The 16,703-nt window shown below is 60.1% G+C and carries 16 protein-coding genes; 1 reads left to right on the top strand and 15 read right to left on the bottom strand.

Annotation, left to right across the window (positions count from 1 at the left end):
- Positions 1–12 precede the first annotated feature (12 nt).
- The 12 genes from AB3X94_RS38380 to AB3X94_RS38325 form a co-directional block, all read right to left on the bottom strand.
- A complete protein-coding gene (locus tag AB3X94_RS38380; protein WP_152854574.1) occupies positions 13–906 on the bottom strand; it encodes an ATPase in 894 nt (297 codons plus the stop codon).
- Between the two features lie 333 nt (positions 907–1,239).
- A complete protein-coding gene (locus tag AB3X94_RS38375) occupies positions 1,240–1,845 on the bottom strand; it encodes a DUF4400 domain-containing protein (RefSeq protein WP_152854560.1) in 606 nt (201 codons plus the stop codon).
- Positions 1,835–2,119, bottom strand: a complete 285-nt coding sequence (locus tag AB3X94_RS38370; protein ID WP_152854561.1) for a hypothetical protein — start codon at positions 2,117–2,119, stop codon at positions 1,835–1,837. Before AB3X94_RS38370 ends, AB3X94_RS38375 begins: the two co-directional genes overlap by 11 nt.
- Positions 2,076–2,594: a hypothetical protein gene (locus AB3X94_RS38365; RefSeq protein WP_152854562.1), complete on the bottom strand. Its 519-nt coding sequence runs from the start codon at positions 2,592–2,594 to the stop codon at positions 2,076–2,078. Before AB3X94_RS38365 ends, AB3X94_RS38370 begins: the two co-directional genes overlap by 44 nt.
- Positions 2,595–2,604: 10 nt before the next feature.
- The gene (gene traD, locus AB3X94_RS38360) at positions 2,605–4,476 is read right to left on the bottom strand and encodes a conjugative transfer system coupling protein TraD (protein ID WP_368614273.1); all 1,872 of its coding nucleotides are present in this window, start codon (positions 4,474–4,476) and stop codon (positions 2,605–2,607) included.
- Positions 4,476–5,807: a TraI domain-containing protein gene (locus AB3X94_RS38355; RefSeq protein WP_368614260.1), complete on the bottom strand. Its 1,332-nt coding sequence runs from the start codon at positions 5,805–5,807 to the stop codon at positions 4,476–4,478. Before AB3X94_RS38355 ends, traD begins: the two co-directional genes overlap by 1 nt.
- The gene (locus tag AB3X94_RS38350; protein ID WP_152854565.1) at positions 5,804–6,823 is read right to left on the bottom strand and encodes a type IV secretion system protein; all 1,020 of its coding nucleotides are present in this window, start codon (positions 6,821–6,823) and stop codon (positions 5,804–5,806) included. Before AB3X94_RS38350 ends, AB3X94_RS38355 begins: the two co-directional genes overlap by 4 nt.
- A gap of 17 nt (positions 6,824–6,840) precedes the next feature.
- On the bottom strand, positions 6,841–7,575 hold the full coding sequence (locus tag AB3X94_RS38345; protein WP_152854566.1) for a type VI secretion protein: 735 nt from the start codon (positions 7,573–7,575) through the stop codon (positions 6,841–6,843).
- An 11-nt stretch (positions 7,576–7,586) separates the two neighbouring features.
- Positions 7,587–10,046, bottom strand: a complete 2,460-nt coding sequence (locus tag AB3X94_RS38340; RefSeq protein WP_368593934.1) for a VirB4 family type IV secretion system protein — start codon at positions 10,044–10,046, stop codon at positions 7,587–7,589.
- Positions 10,040–10,351 carry a VirB3 family type IV secretion system protein gene (locus AB3X94_RS38335; protein ID WP_368593933.1) on the bottom strand — a complete coding sequence of 104 codons (312 nt, stop codon included), beginning with the start codon at positions 10,349–10,351 and terminating at the stop codon, positions 10,040–10,042. The genes AB3X94_RS38340 and AB3X94_RS38335 overlap by 7 nt, the downstream gene beginning before the upstream one ends.
- Positions 10,344–10,721, bottom strand: coding sequence for a TrbC/VirB2 family protein (locus AB3X94_RS38330; protein WP_368593932.1), 378 nt, complete (start codon positions 10,719–10,721; stop codon positions 10,344–10,346). Before AB3X94_RS38330 ends, AB3X94_RS38335 begins: the two co-directional genes overlap by 8 nt.
- Positions 10,722–10,741: 20 nt before the next feature.
- On the bottom strand, positions 10,742–11,791 hold the full coding sequence (locus AB3X94_RS38325) for a CpaF family protein (RefSeq protein ID WP_368593931.1): 1,050 nt from the start codon (positions 11,789–11,791) through the stop codon (positions 10,742–10,744).
- Positions 11,792–12,039: 248 nt separating this feature from the next.
- Here AB3X94_RS38325 and AB3X94_RS38320 point away from each other — a divergent pair, with 248 nt between their 5' ends.
- On the top strand, positions 12,040–12,504 hold the full coding sequence (locus tag AB3X94_RS38320) for a hypothetical protein (RefSeq protein ID WP_152854571.1): 465 nt from the start codon (positions 12,040–12,042) through the stop codon (positions 12,502–12,504).
- 444 nt (positions 12,505–12,948) lie between these two features.
- On the opposite strand, the gene AB3X94_RS38315 is transcribed toward AB3X94_RS38320, so the two are convergent.
- The 3 genes from AB3X94_RS38315 to AB3X94_RS38305 form a co-directional block, all read right to left on the bottom strand.
- The gene (locus tag AB3X94_RS38315; protein WP_368614259.1) at positions 12,949–14,220 is read right to left on the bottom strand and encodes a VWA-like domain-containing protein; all 1,272 of its coding nucleotides are present in this window, start codon (positions 14,218–14,220) and stop codon (positions 12,949–12,951) included.
- Positions 14,221–14,227: 7 nt separating this feature from the next.
- A complete protein-coding gene (locus AB3X94_RS38310) occupies positions 14,228–15,178 on the bottom strand; it encodes a hypothetical protein (protein ID WP_368593929.1) in 951 nt (316 codons plus the stop codon).
- A 108-nt stretch (positions 15,179–15,286) separates the two neighbouring features.
- Positions 15,287–16,306 carry an ATP-binding protein gene (locus AB3X94_RS38305; RefSeq protein ID WP_368593928.1) on the bottom strand — a complete coding sequence of 340 codons (1,020 nt, stop codon included), beginning with the start codon at positions 16,304–16,306 and terminating at the stop codon, positions 15,287–15,289.
- Positions 16,307–16,703: the final 397 nt, after the last annotated feature.

Genomic DNA, 16,703 nt, shown 5'->3' with positions numbered 1-16,703 from the left:
TTGGCCGTCCTGTTAGCGGCCGCGCACCGTGGTCATCAGACGCAGGTGTGTCATATAGCCTCGCAAGCCAACCGGGTGGAACTTGCGCAGAAAACGCGACGTTTCCTCATCGATGTCGGACTGATCGCGCACCCCGTTCCAGACGAGAAAGTCGAAATGATCCATCACGTGGTCGAACTTCGTCAGCAACGACAGCACACGCATCGAGAATCGCGAATAAGCCTCGACTTCGACTGCCAGAGATGGCTTGGTGACACTCGGCGCAAACACGATATCGCCCTGCTCGCGCAATCGAGCTTCGGTCTTTACGCGGAATCCTTCGGCGACATTCAGCTGCTCGTCAACGTAGGCCTCGAGTTCGCCGACGTGTTTTTCGAAGAAGGCGGTGAGCGTGCCCTGATCCTCCGCACCGAACGTCGAGCGGCCGAAACGCTGCATATTGATGCTCATGCGGTTCAGATACGGCCACCATTGCTCAAAGAGCGGTTTGAGCCGCGTGTGATTCAGGCGCACAGCGGCCCGGACCACGGCCGCGCCTGACAGTTGCCGGTTCATCAGCTCACGGCCGATCTCGCGGCGGCGCTGCACGATTGCGGCGCGCTCAGCCGGGGACAATTCACGGAACATCTTGCGTGTTCGTGCGACCTGCTCGCGCTTTTCGTCCACTTCGCTGTCGCTGATCACACCTTCCCTGTGAAGGGTGTTCGCGGCGTCTTCCATCTGCTGCAGTTCGAGTTCGATCTCGCCACCGTCCGCACCGTCGCTGATTGTCGGACCGCTCTCCACCGGAGCGCCCGCCGCGGCACCATCATTACCGCCGTTCGTAGGCGTATGTGACATTGTGAGTTCGGCAGCCGCAGGATTGCTGGCAGCGTCGAGATTTGCCTCTTCCGTGATGGTGGTCATGTGGTTTCCTGTGGAAAGTGCGCGCCCACGCGCGCGGTACGACCTTATTGTTACGACGCCACGCAGCCAGATACGCCCGAAACATGTTCGATTTTGTTGTGCTTTTGGGGATGAAGCGTCCGCCATTCGGCTAATGGCACTCGCGGGATGGATAGCTTGCGTTGTTGCTGACCCGCGGTGACCTGATGAAGACCAGGTGTCGGTTCAATTTGAGGGATGGAATCGCGGCGTGACGCTGGGAACGGCAGCGCATCGAAGGACCGGAGCCGTGAGCCGGCTCAGATTCCTAACCCGGAAAGCTATCCGGTTTTCAGCAGCTTTCCGGGAAAAGTGTTACTGGAACGAGGCGGCCGCCTTCCACAGCAGCGCGCCGAGCACCGCGGCGACTGCGATCCAGTATTGGGCGAGGACCGGGAATGGCGCTGCTAGAACCGCAAACGCTACCCCGAAGACAAGCAGAATCCCGTGGCCAGCGAGGTGGAAAGACAGCGGACTCGCGAATCCGGCGGCCGAGGCCCGGACCTTGCGTCGTACGGAACCATCAACGAAAGCCGCGACACAGAAAACGAAAGTCCCGATCAGCCACAGCTTCATGACGCTCGCGCGATAGATCACCCGATACACCTCCAGCCAGAAGTTGTGTACCCAGGAGCGGGCGAAGTCGGACACGCCAGCCTCTCCGATTTCCCCTGATGCAGACGCATCGAGCGTCGAGCGGATGATGCCAGTGTCGACGAACCAGCGCCTGAATCGTGCATTGGTAAGCGAAAGTACGTCATCGGCACGCTCAACGCCCAGTACGTCTTCGACAGACTGCGCTTCCTGCGCAGGCACAGCAAACAGCGAGCGATCCGGAAGCGCAGGCATGACGACGAGGGCCAGCAGCGGCACAAGGAAAAACCACCACTTGACGTGCGAAACGAATCGGCTACTGGCCATAGGTGGCAATCCCCCACTCGATGAGCGCAGACCCAAGCCGGGACAGCATGTAAAGCGGAAACAGAATCAGGCCGAACATACCCATGTAGAAGTGGACGGGACGACGGGAGACGAACAGGGCCATACCGTACGCGCGCGCGCCAGCGCCGCGCGAGAACTCAGCGGGGCGGGACTCATCCATTACGTCCTGCGAATGCGCCGTGGCGAGCGCCCGCCGCGCCACGTCCACATCAACTCTCGCCAGCTTCGCGATCAGAAAACGTGTGAGCGACATCGTAGTCCTCGAAGTAGAGCCGGAAGTTTTCGCCCGTCAGTGCGCGCGCTGCAAGCTGGAAGGCGGCGGAGCGCTGCGTGATGTTCTCCGGGCATCGTTCGTCGACCATTTCCGTTCCGCGCGCCTCATGTCGTGCTTCGAACTCGGTGACGGGTTCGAGCATTGGCGGCCACACGTGGTACCGCTCGCCGTCGCGTGCCACGTAACGCCGCGCGTAGAGCCGCTCTGCGTGACTGAAAAGCCCCTGCATGAAGGCTACGTGCGGGTTGCCGGTCTTGCGCGTGCGCTTGAACGATGCGATCGCTGTGTCGAGCATCTCCTTGATAAGCGGCTCAGATTCACCCATGAACTTCTCCCCGATGAAATCGGCCACGCGTGCGCAGGCGAGCTCCAGCTCCGGCGCCAGCGTGAAGACGGGAATCAGGCGGGACGATAGCTTGTGTTCGCGAATAATTTTTTTGAATACGGCAGACATGCGTAGGTTTTCAGCCTTGAAGGATTGGAATACGGCCCTGATACACGGCGGCGCCCGAGATGCGCATGAAATATTGCAGGTTGGGCAGACTGTGAATCAGGCGGATTGGGATCAGCGGCGCTTTCTCCAGTTGAAGAGAACGTGAAACGCCACCGGTAAATTCGCCGATATGCGCCTCGGTTCCTGTACTCGTACTGCCAGTGATCGTGATATTGCGGATCGCAGTCTCTCCGACCTTATCCGAGAACCACTGTGCTGTATCTGTATCCTCCAATCTAAGGATTATCTGGTTGTTCAGGTTGCCCAAAACCTGCAGCATTTTCGCGGCGTTTCCAAGTTTGGCCTCGAGGTCTGCGCGCGTCTGGAATGCGACAAACGCCTTGAAACCGGCGCCTCGTCCCTTGTTGAGGATCTGAATGACCTGTTCGTTGATCGCCTCGGCCACCTCGTCGATGATCAGTACCACGTCTGGCGGCGTCTCGTAGAAGTTGTAGATCGAGCCGCAGACAGCTGAAACGTCAGCCAGCAACATCGACGCGATCGCTTTTGCGACAATGCTGTTTGACAGGGAATCGAGGCCGATATGCAGTATCGCCTTCTGGCGGATTACCTTCTCAATGGTCCAGACCTCTCGCTCGTCGTCAAAATCGTCGACCTTCGGCGCGAGCATGAGACCCGTCTCACCGGTTGCGAGCATCTGCAGCAATGGAAGGGCCGATGCGATGATGCGCATGTAGTGCTCGCGATCGTGCGTGTGTGTGGCAATTAGCCCGTCGATCGCTTCATGACCACGCTCCTGCGATGCGAACCTCGCGTTGTACAACGCGATCATTCCGTCGACCAGCGTCGCCGCGTTGTTGCGCTGGCCCTGGCGCGTCGTTTCTGTCGCGACCTGCTGCTCCCAGTCTGTCAGCCTGTTTTCCGCGAAGAACCGGCGCAGCGCCTTTTCCAGAAGCGTCGCAATGCCAGACTGTGCATACTTCAGGATCGAGCGCAGATTGGGCTTGTCCCCGATGTAAAGCTCCCCATTGACCGACCGGCTGATGAACAGGTACGCAAAGTCACGGAATGGCCCCTCTTCCATTAACTGCGCAATGCGGCTGGGAATTTCGGACGGCTGCGACCAACTATCTAGCGGCTCCAGACGCACGGACTCTGACGGCTTGGCCTGATTGAAGTAGAGAAATTTCCGGCCGGTCCTGGCCGCTTCGCGTTCGGCGCGCAGCTTCCAGTCCTTATCGTTTTTCGGGTCCACGTTAATGAGCACGTCGCCCAGATGGATGACCTGCGTCGAGATCACCTCATAGGTACGCGTCTTACCCGAGCCGGTCGTGCCGCCGACGGCGGTGTGGCCACCCATCGACTTGTAGTGGAAAGGGACGAGAGCCTTCTTTGGCTCAAGCCCGTGGATCCACGATGCACCCTGAGGCATCCGGTCGCGAACACTGTCCTTTGGTGCAAAGATGCTTTCAATCGCCTCCTCAATCTTTCGCCCGGTCTTCGTCCTGTTCAACCATTTCGGCAACCCCGGAATGTCAGTCGTCGGCATGCGCAGGATGTCGTGTGCAATCTGGCAATGCTTCTGCGTCCATTCGAACCCGATGCCCAGGTACATCGAGTTCGCCTCCTCTTTCATGCGCTGCTGGATCTGCAACAGCCTGGGGATCGGAAGGGTCGTGAGCCACTTCGTTGAAATGGCCATCCGGAACTTCAATGCGCGCCAGATCTGGAATGAGCGCACGGCAAGGAAAGCGAGTGCAACAAGGCCAAATACCCACGAGTAGGGCATGCCCGATAGAGGCAGTAGGACAATCGCCGCGAGCCAGAAAGCGGCTGCACGCAACTCATAGATCGGCCTGAAATGATTGATAAAAGGAGTGATCATGCGGGTGGATCGAGAATGAGTTGGCCCGCGCGCGGGGTGAGAGTGATCTGGCTGGCTTCATCGGCAACCATCAGGCCGCGCTTGCGCATATGTTCAACGAGCGTGCTGCTGCTTACGCCATAACCCCCGACTAGACGCTTCTGGAGCACCAGTCCCTTGTCGTTCCACTGGACGGACGCAATTCCTGTGGCAACGTCCTCGCGCAGCGCCTGAAACAGTTCGCGCACGAGATTCGGTACGCCCTTGAGCACTTCCTCGAACGCCGCGGGCGGCTCCGATTCGCGACGTACCGGGGCTGGCTGGGCCGCGGCCTTCATTGTTGACGGATCGATTGCGGCAGACGGTGGCGCGACGCCGGAGGCTTCGATCGGGCTCGCGCAGCTCAACACCTCATGCGACGTTTGCGACGACGGGCCGACGCTGTCGGCAGGAACGGTCGGCGATTGCGGATGCGCCTGCGGCGCTCTCGCCGGCGGCACCGGAGCATCAATAGGAGCGACCACGGGTTGCGGCGACGACGCTCCCGCCGACGGCCCGGCAGGTGACACGGATTGCACCGGAGCGGGCGCGGGAACGACCACGGGCTCCAGCTCGGCCGCTACATGCACGGCAGACGGTACGTCGAATTGGACGGGCGCGAATACCGCGCGTTGCGCCTTGCGATCGAATTCGTCAGAAGTGGCGACCCCCTGACGAACCACCTTATGCAGCAGCGACTCGGCCCCGAGGGGTTGCATGCTCGGATTGATTGCGCCGAACAGATCGGAAAGCACCTCGCCATCGAGCCCGGCCAGTAGCTCGGAACCCACGAGAACCTGTGCCAGCATCCCTGTGCGCATACGCTCAACGGGCAACGGCTGTTCCCGACGGCAGATGCGATAGTCGGAACCGGCGAGCCATGGGCTCGCCGCACCGTTCACCGACGGATTCCACGCCTGCCGATTCCTGTCGCGCTCGATGATGAAATGCCGGTAGGGCTCGTCCAGCCGGGAACACACTGCGGCGAGAAACACCGCGTAATTGTATTGCGGCTCGATGCGGCGGCGCCTCTCCGAGGGCAGGCTGGTGCCGAATTTCTGTCCGCCAGCCAGCCGCATCGCATAGAAAGCAGTCTCAACGGTGCAACGGAAAGCCCCGCCTGGCTCCCTGTAGAGCTCGGGACTAAGCGGCAGCGAAGCAAACCACGCGGCGCACGACCGAAGGACGCTCATCCATCTGCGCTCGAAATCGGCCTTGCTGACTTCGTTGGCGCATTGCGCGATCAGGTCGACACGTCGTTGGTGCTGGGTGAGTAGCGCTTCGCTCTCCATGGATGCGTGCAGCGTCATACAAGACCCCCAGTCGCCGTTTTCGCAATCTTTCCGATGATTGCGCCGCTGGCGTTCGCGCCCCCACCAAACATGCCGGCAATTTTCGGGATCTCGAATGAAACGAGGAATACGAAAAAGGCGAGATCGAACACCTGCGCGGCGGCGCCGGCTGTCGTGAGGCCTAGCTGAGCAGCGTCCTGCACAGCGTTGACCATATTGTGTGTCACGAGCCGCATCAGGATCGCCGCCACGACGATATACATGCCCGCGCTGACCATGTAATCGAGCCAGCTTTTGAAATAGCCGCGAGTGAATGAGGAAAAGCCAAGCGCGAACGCGATCTGGCCCATCACAACGCCCGCGGCGAACTGTAGTTGCCCGATGTTGATAAAGAACACAAAGATTATGGACGTGACAGACAGGAGTGCCCATGCGAAGAACAGCGGAATCGTTGCGATAACGACATCGGGGATCATCGTTAGTTTGAAGCCGATCCCCGACCATGCCTGAACGGCCGAATCGAAGACCTGTCCGGCCGCACTGCCCATAATGCTGAGTGCGCTCGTCATGTTTGCGCCGCCGATGTCATTCGCCATGGAGACGAACCACTTGTAGAAGTTCGGTGCCCAGCTTGCGAAACCCACATAAATGGACGCGAAGATGCCAAGGATGCCGAGTTCTTCGAAAAGCGCGACCCACGCCATTACAGGGTCTTTCGTCGCACCGAAGCGCACTGCCGCGAGAACGATTGTGATCACCGCGAGCCCGCTGGCGAACTTGTCGGATTCTTGCTGGATACTCTGGGAGGCGCTAACCGCGGTGTCCATGATCGAGGAAAACATCGCGGTGATCTTGTCGATCGCACGCGCATTTCCGGCCGCCGTCTCTCCCTGACTCACATAGGGGTTCGCGGCCGTCCCACTGGCTGACACCGGCGCCGACGCCGACGCATCCGCTAATGCCGGCGACGTGTTGAGTGTCAGCAAAGCGAGCAGCCAGGCAATGGCCATGTGTTTGAGATTGCGCAGCGTCATCTTGATCCCGCACTCCCCTAGTTGCCGTACGCCGCGCGCTCAGCCGCCTGCTGGTCAAGAAAAGCCTTGGCGTTATCCGATCGGGCTTTTGCTTCTGCGTTGTCCGCCGATTGCTGCTGCGCGTCTTTCTGCGTCTTGTTCGCCGTCATTTGCAGCATGTCGCTCAACTGGCTCGAGACGATGTCGAGATAATGAGTCGTCAACTCCGCGGTTGCCTGCGCCGTCGGCGTGAGCGACATCTGCGACTGCAAATCCTGACGCCGTTGCGCGAGCGCCTGGATGTGGCTAAGCACGTTGTTTCCGGTTTGCATCAGTTGCGTCGCCTGGCTGTCTCGCTGGGAGTAGAGCGTGCCCATGTCGGCAAACCATTGCTCATTCGACTTGCCCGATCGGGAGATCATGGTCTGGACGTGCGATAGCCACTGGTTGCCATTCTGCAGGTCACCGTAAAGACTGGTCGCGTTCTCGGCTAGTTGCTTGTACTTCGAAATGTCGCCGGTGATTTGATCGTATTGGGCCTTCATCGCTGTCGGGTCCAGATTGGTTGCCTGGAGAAGCTGATTGGCCATCATCTGATACTGGTAGACGATGTTTGTGTCCTCATAGACCTCTGTCTTCACGGCTTTAAGTGCGGTGGTCGTGTTCTGGATGAGGTTCGACGGGTCGATCACCGTCATCATTGCGTATGCTGGTTGGGAGAGGCAAAGTGTGATGCCCGTTGTCAGCGCCAGGCTCGCGAGAATCTTCTTCATGCTGGTTTTCCTCAATCGAGTGTCATCATTTCGGCTAGATACCCATCTCGCCAATTCAGATCGCCGGACCTGAAATGTCTGTCCAGCACAGCCTGAGCGCGGCCGTCCGAGCGCAATACCGCGAGCGTTTCTTTCGGGAAGCTCGCCTGTAGCATGCGGGTCTGATCTGGTGTCACCCACAGGTAGTCGCGATTGGGCGCGGCATCCACGATCATCTGGATCTGGTCCAGCGTGAGGCCGAACTTGTCGCGATACAGGTGCAGGTTGTTTTTCGCGTCTGGGTTAGGCAGGTAGATGATGTTCGGGATGTTTTCCTTGAGCACCTCGAAGTCCGCAATACGGGCGACCTGGGCAAGGGATTGCGTCGCCATCATCAGCGTGGCGTTTAGCTTCCGGATGGTCACGGCCCAGATTTCCAGCCGCTTATAGAAGCGTTCGTTCTGGAAAAAGAACCCCACTTCCTCGACCTCGATCACGGTGTAGCGCTTGCCGTCCAGCCACTGTGCGATGCGGTAGAAGGCGTAGTCCATGAAGAGCGCCGCAGCGACCGGAAAGTTGTTGAACAGATCGCCCATCTCGATGGAGAGGTCATCGGACAGCGTGAATGCGTCCTCGACGTGATCGAAAAACCGGCCGTTCTTTTCGCCTTTCGTCCACACGGCCAGCCGCTCGCGCAACTCGATCGATAACATCGTGTTCAGATAGGACAAGGTCCATCGCTCAGGACCGTAACCGTCGCCCAGCGTGCTGACCGCTTCGAAAATCTCCCGCTCCTGGTTCTTGTTGCAGCGGAAGGTGTCGTCCTCGATGGCCATCTGCACCCATTCGGCGACGTAGGGGTAATGCTGTTTGTCGCACAGAAGGGACAGCGGATTGACGGAGGTCGCCGCTTCGAAGCGGCCTGTTGCGTCGATAAAGCGCCCGCCTGCGAGTACCGTCGGGATGCGCGTTGATCTGTCCTTGTCGAAGCGCACGCGTCGGGCGCCGTGACGCCCCGTCTGCGACATGAGGAAGTTGAGCATGATCGACTTGCCCATGCCGATCGGGCCCAGCACAAGGAGGTGCGAGGCACCCCCCGGACGGTGCAGGTTCACACGCTGCAGCGTCTTATGCCGCGTGGGAAGCATGGTCAGCGGACCGGTCTTCTGGCCCGACTGCTGCGTCAGCCACGCATTGACAGTGCTGCCTTCGGCCACGCTGCGCACAGGGGCAATGTCGGAGACGGCCGGTGTCTCGACGAATTGCAGGCGCTTCTGCTTGTCCCACCGGCCCGGCAGCGTCGTGTTCCACGCGGCCGCCAGGTTATCTTTTTCCAGCACGACACCGAATCCGGCGTTGCCGATGCGGCCGACCACTTCGCGCGTGGCGTCGTCACACTCTTCGACGGTGTCGCCGTACACGATTACAGAAATGTTGGCGAAGCCGTACTGCTGCCCCTTTGCTGTAATCTTCGCTAGCGCGTCCTCGGCCTCCTCCGCGAGCATCATCCGACCTTTGTCGTTCTTCTGCTCTTCCTTGGAGAAATAGGCCTTGATGATCGCCATAGGATTGAACACCGCGATCTTGTAGAAGCTGCGGATCTTGTCAATCCATTGCTTCGCCTTGGTGGCATCGAGAAAGCGGAACATCACGCAGATGTCGAGTTCCGCGTCGACTTCCGAAAGCACATCGAGTGCGGCCTCCTGAAAGCCCATCCATTCCTTGACAGCGACTATCTTGGCGAACCGCACGCCGTGCGCCGACTCGAACATCAGGTGCTCGGCGCCATAGGTAACCGTGCTTTCCGTGAGGTGGGTATCGAGCATCGTGACGGGGTAGCGCACACGTCGCGGCGGCACGGACGGATTGGCTGTCTGATGCAGATAGGCCAACGAGTGCTGCAGTTCGAGACGCTTTGCCTTCAGACGCGTCACACCCCCCTTGAACGCGTCGAGAATCGATTCGAAGCGCTTGATGTCCGATGTCATGCGCTCAAGGTCGAAAACGAAGGCGCTACGAGCGAGGAACGTGTCCTTCGCGGTCTCGATCAGAGCGGACAGCATCGACTTCCCGCCGACCGTCATGTGATAGGCGACCTTCTCGAATACCTTGTTGATGCCTGTTTCCGGGGTGTAGGCGAGCGAGAGTGAGTGGGTGTTGCGGAAGTACTTCCCGCTGCTCACATGGCTACGGTTGATCCGGTCGACGTATGCGTCGATGTCCGCTGCGAAATCTCCGTCGATAGTCCCTTGCACGCGACGGTGGGAGAGCCGCCACCATGCAGTAATGCGGTGATCGAAATTCTTGCACGCATTGTCGAGGTTGTTGCGCACCGACGATATGTCGTCGGCGTTAGGTGAATCGGCATCAACCCCTTCAAACGTGTAACAGGTCAGCAGCGACCCGTCCTTGTCGAGGACTAGTTCCGGCGTGACCATCGTCGCCCATGGCGCGATCTCCTGCACCGGCCGGCGCACAATTCGTTTCAGCATGGCAGGTCCTGGTCAAAACCATACGGCCGCTTGAACCGGGCCGAGAATTTCGCGGACGGAAGCGGCTCGTGGATGTCGGGATAGTGGTTGTAGACGAGCATGACGTCGCGCCACCACGGGTCGCGGCTGCTCTTCCAGCGCAGCACCCAATGGATGATGAATCCCACCGGCAGGAACGCGAAGGTCATGCTCGTATAGCAAAGCAGCAGCGTTAGTGTGCCGTTCGCGATCGCGAGGCCACGGTCGGCACCGCCCATCTGCCGGGGAAGCGACAGGCCGCGACTGACTTTCGTTGGCTCACGCACAGGTATAGCTAACGCCCATGTGGTTCTTGACGATGTTCACCGCGCAGGCGGCGAGACCTAGCCCGACGAACACCGAAGAGATGATCTTGCCGATGGTGCTTTCCGAGTTCGCGATCGCGACGGCGCCGACGATGATCAGGACGATGCCGATCCCATACAGCCACGGGCCGCTGATATATGCCTGGATCAGACAGATCAGATCGGTTGCCGCGCCCAGATCGCTCAGGCTCACGGCCGAAGCGAATGGCGCGAAGAAAGCGAGGCTCGCCGCGACGATGGTCGAGCGGATCTCTCGTCGGCTCAGAAAGCGTTGGTATGCGGTGATCGATAGTGTTCGCAGGCGCGATGACACGGAATTGAGGGACTTCATATTGAACATACTCCTTATTGTTAGAAGACGCGGTTGAGGACATAGTCCCCGTCCTTGAACCCCTTGATCTCGACGATCTCGGAAACGTGGCGCAACTCGCCGGTGCGGCGCAGATGGATGACGAAATGAAAGCAATCGGCAATGGCCTTGCGCATGTCGACAAGGTCCCAACGACTGCCAGGAGGAATGCCCAACATCGCGAGGCTTTCCAGACGGCTCAAACCGCCCCGTGCATCATTGGAGTGAATTGAACCCAAGCCGCCATCGTGGCCGGTGCTCAGTGCCTGGATGAAGTCAAATGCTTCACCGCCGCGTACTTCGCCAACGATGATCCGGTCGGGACGAAAGCGCAGACACAGCGCGACGAGCGACTGTGTGGTGACGCCCTTGTCCGGGTTCGACAGGAACCGCACGAGATTTGGCACGCGCAGCTTCAGCTCCATCGTGTCCTCGATGGTGATGACCCGCTGGTCTTGCGGCACCTGTGCAGCCAGTGCGTTGACGAATGTGGTTTTCCCGGTGGACGTTCCGCCCGCCACAAGCACGTTCTTGCGGCGAATGATCAGTTCGCGCACGGCTGCCATCAGGCCTTCATTCTCGATACCGGGATAAAAGAGCTCATCGTCGTTGTGCTCATGCCGCGCATTCACGCGCGAAAACGCACCCATTGCGACGTAGTCGGTGAGACTGAGATGCCTGTCGCTGTGCTTTCGGATCGACATCGCATGTCCGTCGATCGCCGTGGGCCGCATGACTGCCGCGATACGCAGACCTTTGTGGCCAGCGTTAATGATGCCCTGTGCAGTGCCGGCCTTCGCGGACTTTTCGACGGATGCGGCGAGCGAAAGGATCGCACCGTTTAAAGTCGCCTGATTCAGCGTGAGCTCAAGGCGATGCATTTCCCCGCGTCGCTCGATCCACACATTGTCGAAGTTATTCACCATGATTTCGGCGACGTCGCGTGCTTCGAAGTATTCCCGCAGCGGTTCGACGGATGCAAAGAACATCTGCACCGCACTCTCTTCGAGCGGGCGCACCTTGAGCAGGGGATTTTCGGCAGCTTCGGACATGCTGCTATTTTTCAGGGCTGGCCAACCTGGAGCAGAGCGAAAGAACGATCAAATCGATGAGCTTTTACCGATATGTCGGGCACAGGACAGATTGAATATGGAGTGCGACGCAACGATCGCGCAATCCGTAGACTGAGCCGGCTCAGACGCCTAACCTGAAATGGCGCAGTAAAACCTCTAGCTTTTCGGGTAAGCCGCGCTTCGAAGTGTGTTGTACGATTCGCCCCTCGACACTCGTTGAAAAGACCATGGCCCGAACGATCCCGTTTGCACGAACCGCAGCAGCTGCACGTGCACGTCGAAACAGGACCCTCCTCTTGCCGATGCCCCGCGCCGAGGTCGACCGTCTTTGTCTGCAGGTTCACATCGCGCTCGACGTCATGCGGCGCGAACGCGGCAACGCAGGCGCGGCGCAGACGCTTTGCCAGGCCATGATACTCACAGGATTCCTGGCAGAGGCAGGTTACGGCGAAGCGACCTTCGAGCAGATGCAGCACGCCGAGGAGGTGATCTCTTCGGCCTTCGATCGCGGTCGCGAATCTGGCGTGTGGTCACTGGACGAGACTGGCTTCCGGCAATTCGCGGCGATCGTCTCGACCTACGACAAACAATTGCGTCGCGCGCCGCTCTCGGCTGTCGCTGACGCAAGTGACCGACTCGAGCGGTTCCGTGCCGGTGAGGCATTCGATCAGAGGGCGCGCAAGCGCGCGTAGGCGGGGGCTCCAGAGACTACGTTGTGGCCGGTACTTGTTCGCCGCAGCCACCAGCATTTTGATGCGAAAGGCAAAGAAATCCTCGGATCAATGCATAGTTCTGGCATCCAGTCCGGTTCCTGATTATCAAGAATTTTCCTCGCGCATTAATTCGATTATTGAGAGAATCTGGCGAATCGGTCCACGAATGGCTGTGGTTTATTTCTTATTTAGAAAAAGGTGTCTGAGCCGGCTCAGACGGCTTTCGACCGGTTTTCGCCAGCCTTCGGACGGGCAGCATGGCCCCAGAACACTGAAATCATTGGATAATTTTGGCTCCAGTCCATCCCGCGGGCCCTAAACGGTTGTGTGCAACGCGTGCAATCGGGCTTTGGCCTTCCCGGACGAAAAAAAGCCCGGCAAATCGCCGGGCTTGGGTTCAGAACACGTGGCAGACATCGCCCGTCAGCAGACCACTTCCATCATTTCGCCAAAAGGTGCCTTCTTTGCGCGCCTGAGCGGCACGGTCGAGGCCCACAGGACGGGATAGGACGGCTCATCGCTCGGAAACGCTCCATCCATGTCGGTGAGATAGACCAGAAACGTGGGTTGAATGCCTTCGTCGGCCAGCCGTTTGAACGGATCGACAAACGAAGTGCCTCCCCCGCCACGCACCGGTAGCAGTTCGACCGCGTCGCCGCGCTCGAAGATCTGCACCTGCTTTACACGCGTATCGCAATCCAGCACGATCAGCCGCCGCGGCCGCACAGTCTCATTCACAACGAGGATTTCCGCGTCGAACTGTGCCTGCGTCTCGTCAAACACCGAACCGCTGGAATCGCGCACGAACACCGCATCGCCAACCGCCGGTTCGTTGAGCGACGGCAGATATAGCCCCATGTGCAGATACCGGCGATTGGGCATCGCGAAAGTGTAGTCAGTCGGCGACGATTCCTGCGCAAAGCGTTGCAGGATCGCGCGCCAGTCAACCACAGGTTCCGCCGCCACCTGGACCATACCCTCCAGAGAGCCGCCCAGCCCGCCCCGCATCTTCGCCGCTTTCGCGGCCTGCAGGACGGCGACCTTCCAGTCAGCTTCCTTCTGCGCCTTGTCGTCCCCTCTGTATTGACGGACCTCGCCACAGGAGGGAGCAGCCTCGGGAGAAGTGCCGGACCCGGGTGTTGCGCACGGTGTGGTCGCGCCGTCCGCGGATTGCGGCGGGCTGTTGCCCCCGGGTGTGCTGCCTGGCTGTTGAGCTGACTGTGGAGTCGACTGCTCGCCAGGCTGCGCATCCGGTTTGCCACCATCCTTCTTACCGTTGCCCTGCTGCTTTTCCTTCTGCCGCTTCTCCTGCGCGAGGATGCCGTAAATCTCCTCGGCCGACTTGCCCTTGAAGCGGGCATCGACGAGCACGCCCTTTGGTAGCAGCATGCCTGCGTCGAGCACGATTGGATTGATCGCATAGTCACACGCGTCGTTCCAGAGTTTCGGATCGCGATCGCCCTGGCGCCAGCAGTGGCCGTTGGCCACGTGCAGAACCTCATGCGCCAGGACGCCGCGTGTCTCCAGATCGTTAAGGCCGCCGAGGTACGCCGGGTTGTAGCCCAGCGATTCCCCGTCGGTCCAGAACGTCCTGCACGACGGTTCTTCGACCACCTTCAGACGCAAAGCGAGTGCGCCGAAAAACGGCTGGTCGAGGACCAGCGCCGTGCGTTGCTTCGAGATGCGCGGGTCCATGGCCACCTCAGGCGACGAGTCGCAGAAGCGGCGTCGGCTCCGGCTGGACAACCTGCTCCAGCGGCGCGAACGTCGAAAGCTGATTCGCCACCGGCTCCGGTGCCCCACCCATGAACGCTGCCATCAGCCCCTCGATTTCCGAGGCCTTGGCCGCGACCTGCGAACGCAGCACGCTCGACTCCTTCAGATCCGCACCCGTGTGAACCGCGAGATGCGTCTTCGCCTGTTCGAGGATGTGGCTGAGCTTCGGATCGTTCGTGAAGTTCAGCTTCGGCAGCAGCTCGCACAGTTCGCGCACCTGGTTGGTGACGCCCAGGCGAACATCGGTGGCACCGTACAGCTTGTCGGCCAGCTTCGAGACGGCCTCGTACAGACGCCCGACCAGATCGTTGTTCGCCGTCGAGATCGAGGCAAGCACGTGCTGGTCGATTTCCGAACGAAGATCCGTCAGCACGTCGGCCGGCAGATCGACGCCAAACTGGCTCGCGTCAGGAAACGGCAGCACCGCGAGCTTGACTCCGAACTTCTCCGACATGCGGGCAAACGTGGGATAGTCCGACTCGTTGAACAGCCCGTTCAGTTCCGCCCGTGCCTGTTCCTTCAGATTCAGGTAGTCGGTCAGAAAGACGGAAACGGCGAGATCGAACTCATCCTTCATCTTGCGCATCTGGTCGGCGAAGCCCATGTAGATCGCCGTCGGCAGCAGACGCACGCCCAGCTGTTCGTACTTCAGCGAGTGGTCGTAGTGATAGCGGCGAATGCGATTGCCGATCGAAACCACCTCCTTGTAGCTCGGCGCATGCTCGGGCAGCAGGCGCTTGTTGAAGCGCCCGATGTCCTTGGCCTGGTGGTTTTTTTCGACTTCTTCGGTCGCTTTCACGTCGAAGCAGCGCGCCTGCCAGGCGGATACCGTGACGGCCGACAGCATGACGCGGGATTTCAGTTCAGTGATGTTCATGGAAAACTCCAGAATAGAAAGGGATTGGATTGAGCAGAAAGAAAAAAGCCACGGCGCGCGAGGCGGGCCGTGGCAGAACGAACAACGGATGAAGCAACAGGCAGCGGCTTACTCGCCGCGGATGATTTTTCCGATCTCGCCACCCTGCGCGCGGATGAACGCATGGGTGCTCGCCAGTTCGGGCTTGCGACGCACGGCGTCACGCGCGAGGAGCGCACCGAATTCACGGTGGCCTACGTCGATCAGCCGCTGGTTGTAGGTCAGCACCCGCTCGAAGTTTCCTTCGGTCGAGTGCGCTGCCAGCGCCGAACTGACCGCGTACAGCGCGGCCGGGGTCTCAGGGATCGGCGCCGTGTCCGGCGACAGGATGATGGCGTCCGGCGACGGCAGCTCGCGGTAGATGGCAAGAAAGCTCATCAGTTCGGTCGCTGCAGCCTCGCCCACCGAACCCGCGTAGGAGACCAGCTCGAGCGACTTCGGCACGATCGGCATCGTCTTCGCGACGAATCCCCATGTTCGGGGGCTCGGTGCGTTTTCGATATCGCGCGCGGTCTTCTTCACGGACAGCAGATCCGGCCGGAATCGCAGAAACGCGATCAGTTCGGCAGGAACACCGCTGCGCGCCGCCCAGTCCGTCCAGTCGGCGATCGAAGGCTCAAGCTCGGCCACCGTCGCAAAACGCGAGATGACGGGATCGAGAATGCCCGAGACACCCGCGTTGTCGTTGCGCCGGTTGGTGGCCGCAACGAACGTGACGCAGTCGGGCAGCGCGTGCTCGCCGATGCGGCGTGCCAGCAGCAGTTGCATCTTTGCCGCCTGCACTGCCGGTGATGCCTGGCCCAGATCGTCAAGGAACCAGAGCAGCGGCGTTGTCGCTCTCAATGCGCGCTCGAGATCCCCGAACGGCAGGAAGCGGGCGACGTTCCCGTCAGGGAATGGCAGGCCCTTCGAGTCCGTCGGGTCTTCAACGACGGGATGGCTGATGAGCAGGTCATGTCCGGTTTCCTGAGCCGCCTGAGCGACGATGTCGCTCTTGCCAATGCCCGGAGCCCCAGTGATAAGCACCGGAAGACGGGCCGGAATGTAGGTGATGAGCAGTTCGCGAAGTTGCGAGGCAGAGACTTTCATGGGGTACCTGAAAAGGAAAAGCCCCACGAAACAACGCCCCCGGGGGACGTGGTCCCTGAGGGGCGAGCTGGATGTGCCGCGGATGCGGCGCGTCGATGCGTCCTGGAGACGCGAAAAACGGTTGTGCCTTACGCCTGCGCGCCAGCCAGAGCGGCCAGTTGAGCTTCGGTAAGTCTCCGGCGGGTCGATGCGTCGTGGACGCGGGTAACAGAGCCCAGTATGCGCGGCCGCTGCGCGACGGTTTGCCCGAATGATGAGCAGATTGACCCCGCTTAGGGCTACGCTGAACAAGCAGCTGAATTTGCGACGTGTCGGCGATGTAGAGGTGTTCAGGTCGTGAAGCCGACGGTCATCCTTTGGTTTTTGGCCCTTGCGGGCATTGCACGCGGGCGTTTGC

It is taken from the genome of Paraburkholderia sp. BR10923 (genome assembly GCF_040948765.1).
Lineage (GTDB): Bacteria > Pseudomonadota > Gammaproteobacteria > Burkholderiales > Burkholderiaceae > Paraburkholderia > Paraburkholderia youngii.
This window is presented reverse-complemented; position numbering and strand designations above follow the sequence as displayed.

Excerpts from the sequence above, each read along its gene's own strand:
- AB3X94_RS38345 (WP_152854566.1), bottom strand. The coding sequence starts at position 7,575 with ATGAAGAAGATTCTCGCGAGCCTGGCGCTGACAACGGGCATCACACTT.
- AB3X94_RS38320 (WP_152854571.1), top strand. The coding sequence starts at position 12,040 with ATGGCCCGAACGATCCCGTTTGCACGAACCGCAGCAGCTGCACGTGCA.
- AB3X94_RS38315 (WP_368614259.1), bottom strand. The coding sequence starts at position 14,220 with ATGGACCCGCGCATCTCGAAGCAACGCACGGCGCTGGTCCTCGACCAG.
- AB3X94_RS38305 (WP_368593928.1), bottom strand. The coding sequence starts at position 16,306 with ATGAAAGTCTCTGCCTCGCAACTTCGCGAACTGCTCATCACCTACATT.
- AB3X94_RS38370 (WP_152854561.1), bottom strand. The coding sequence starts at position 2,119 with ATGTCGCTCACACGTTTTCTGATCGCGAAGCTGGCGAGAGTTGATGTG.
- AB3X94_RS38375 (WP_152854560.1), bottom strand. The coding sequence starts at position 1,845 with ATGGCCAGTAGCCGATTCGTTTCGCACGTCAAGTGGTGGTTTTTCCTT.
- AB3X94_RS38350 (WP_152854565.1), bottom strand. The coding sequence starts at position 6,823 with ATGACGCTGCGCAATCTCAAACACATGGCCATTGCCTGGCTGCTCGCT.
- AB3X94_RS38365 (WP_152854562.1), bottom strand. The coding sequence starts at position 2,594 with ATGTCTGCCGTATTCAAAAAAATTATTCGCGAACACAAGCTATCGTCC.
- AB3X94_RS38325 (WP_368593931.1), bottom strand. The coding sequence starts at position 11,791 with ATGTCCGAAGCTGCCGAAAATCCCCTGCTCAAGGTGCGCCCGCTCGAA.
- AB3X94_RS38380 (WP_152854574.1), bottom strand. The coding sequence starts at position 906 with ATGACCACCATCACGGAAGAGGCAAATCTCGACGCTGCCAGCAATCCT.
- AB3X94_RS38355 (WP_368614260.1), bottom strand. The coding sequence starts at position 5,807 with ATGACGCTGCACGCATCCATGGAGAGCGAAGCGCTACTCACCCAGCAC.
- AB3X94_RS38330 (WP_368593932.1), bottom strand. The coding sequence starts at position 10,721 with ATGAAGTCCCTCAATTCCGTGTCATCGCGCCTGCGAACACTATCGATC.
- AB3X94_RS38310 (WP_368593929.1), bottom strand. The coding sequence starts at position 15,178 with ATGAACATCACTGAACTGAAATCCCGCGTCATGCTGTCGGCCGTCACG.
- AB3X94_RS38340 (WP_368593934.1), bottom strand. The coding sequence starts at position 10,046 with ATGCTGAAACGAATTGTGCGCCGGCCGGTGCAGGAGATCGCGCCATGG.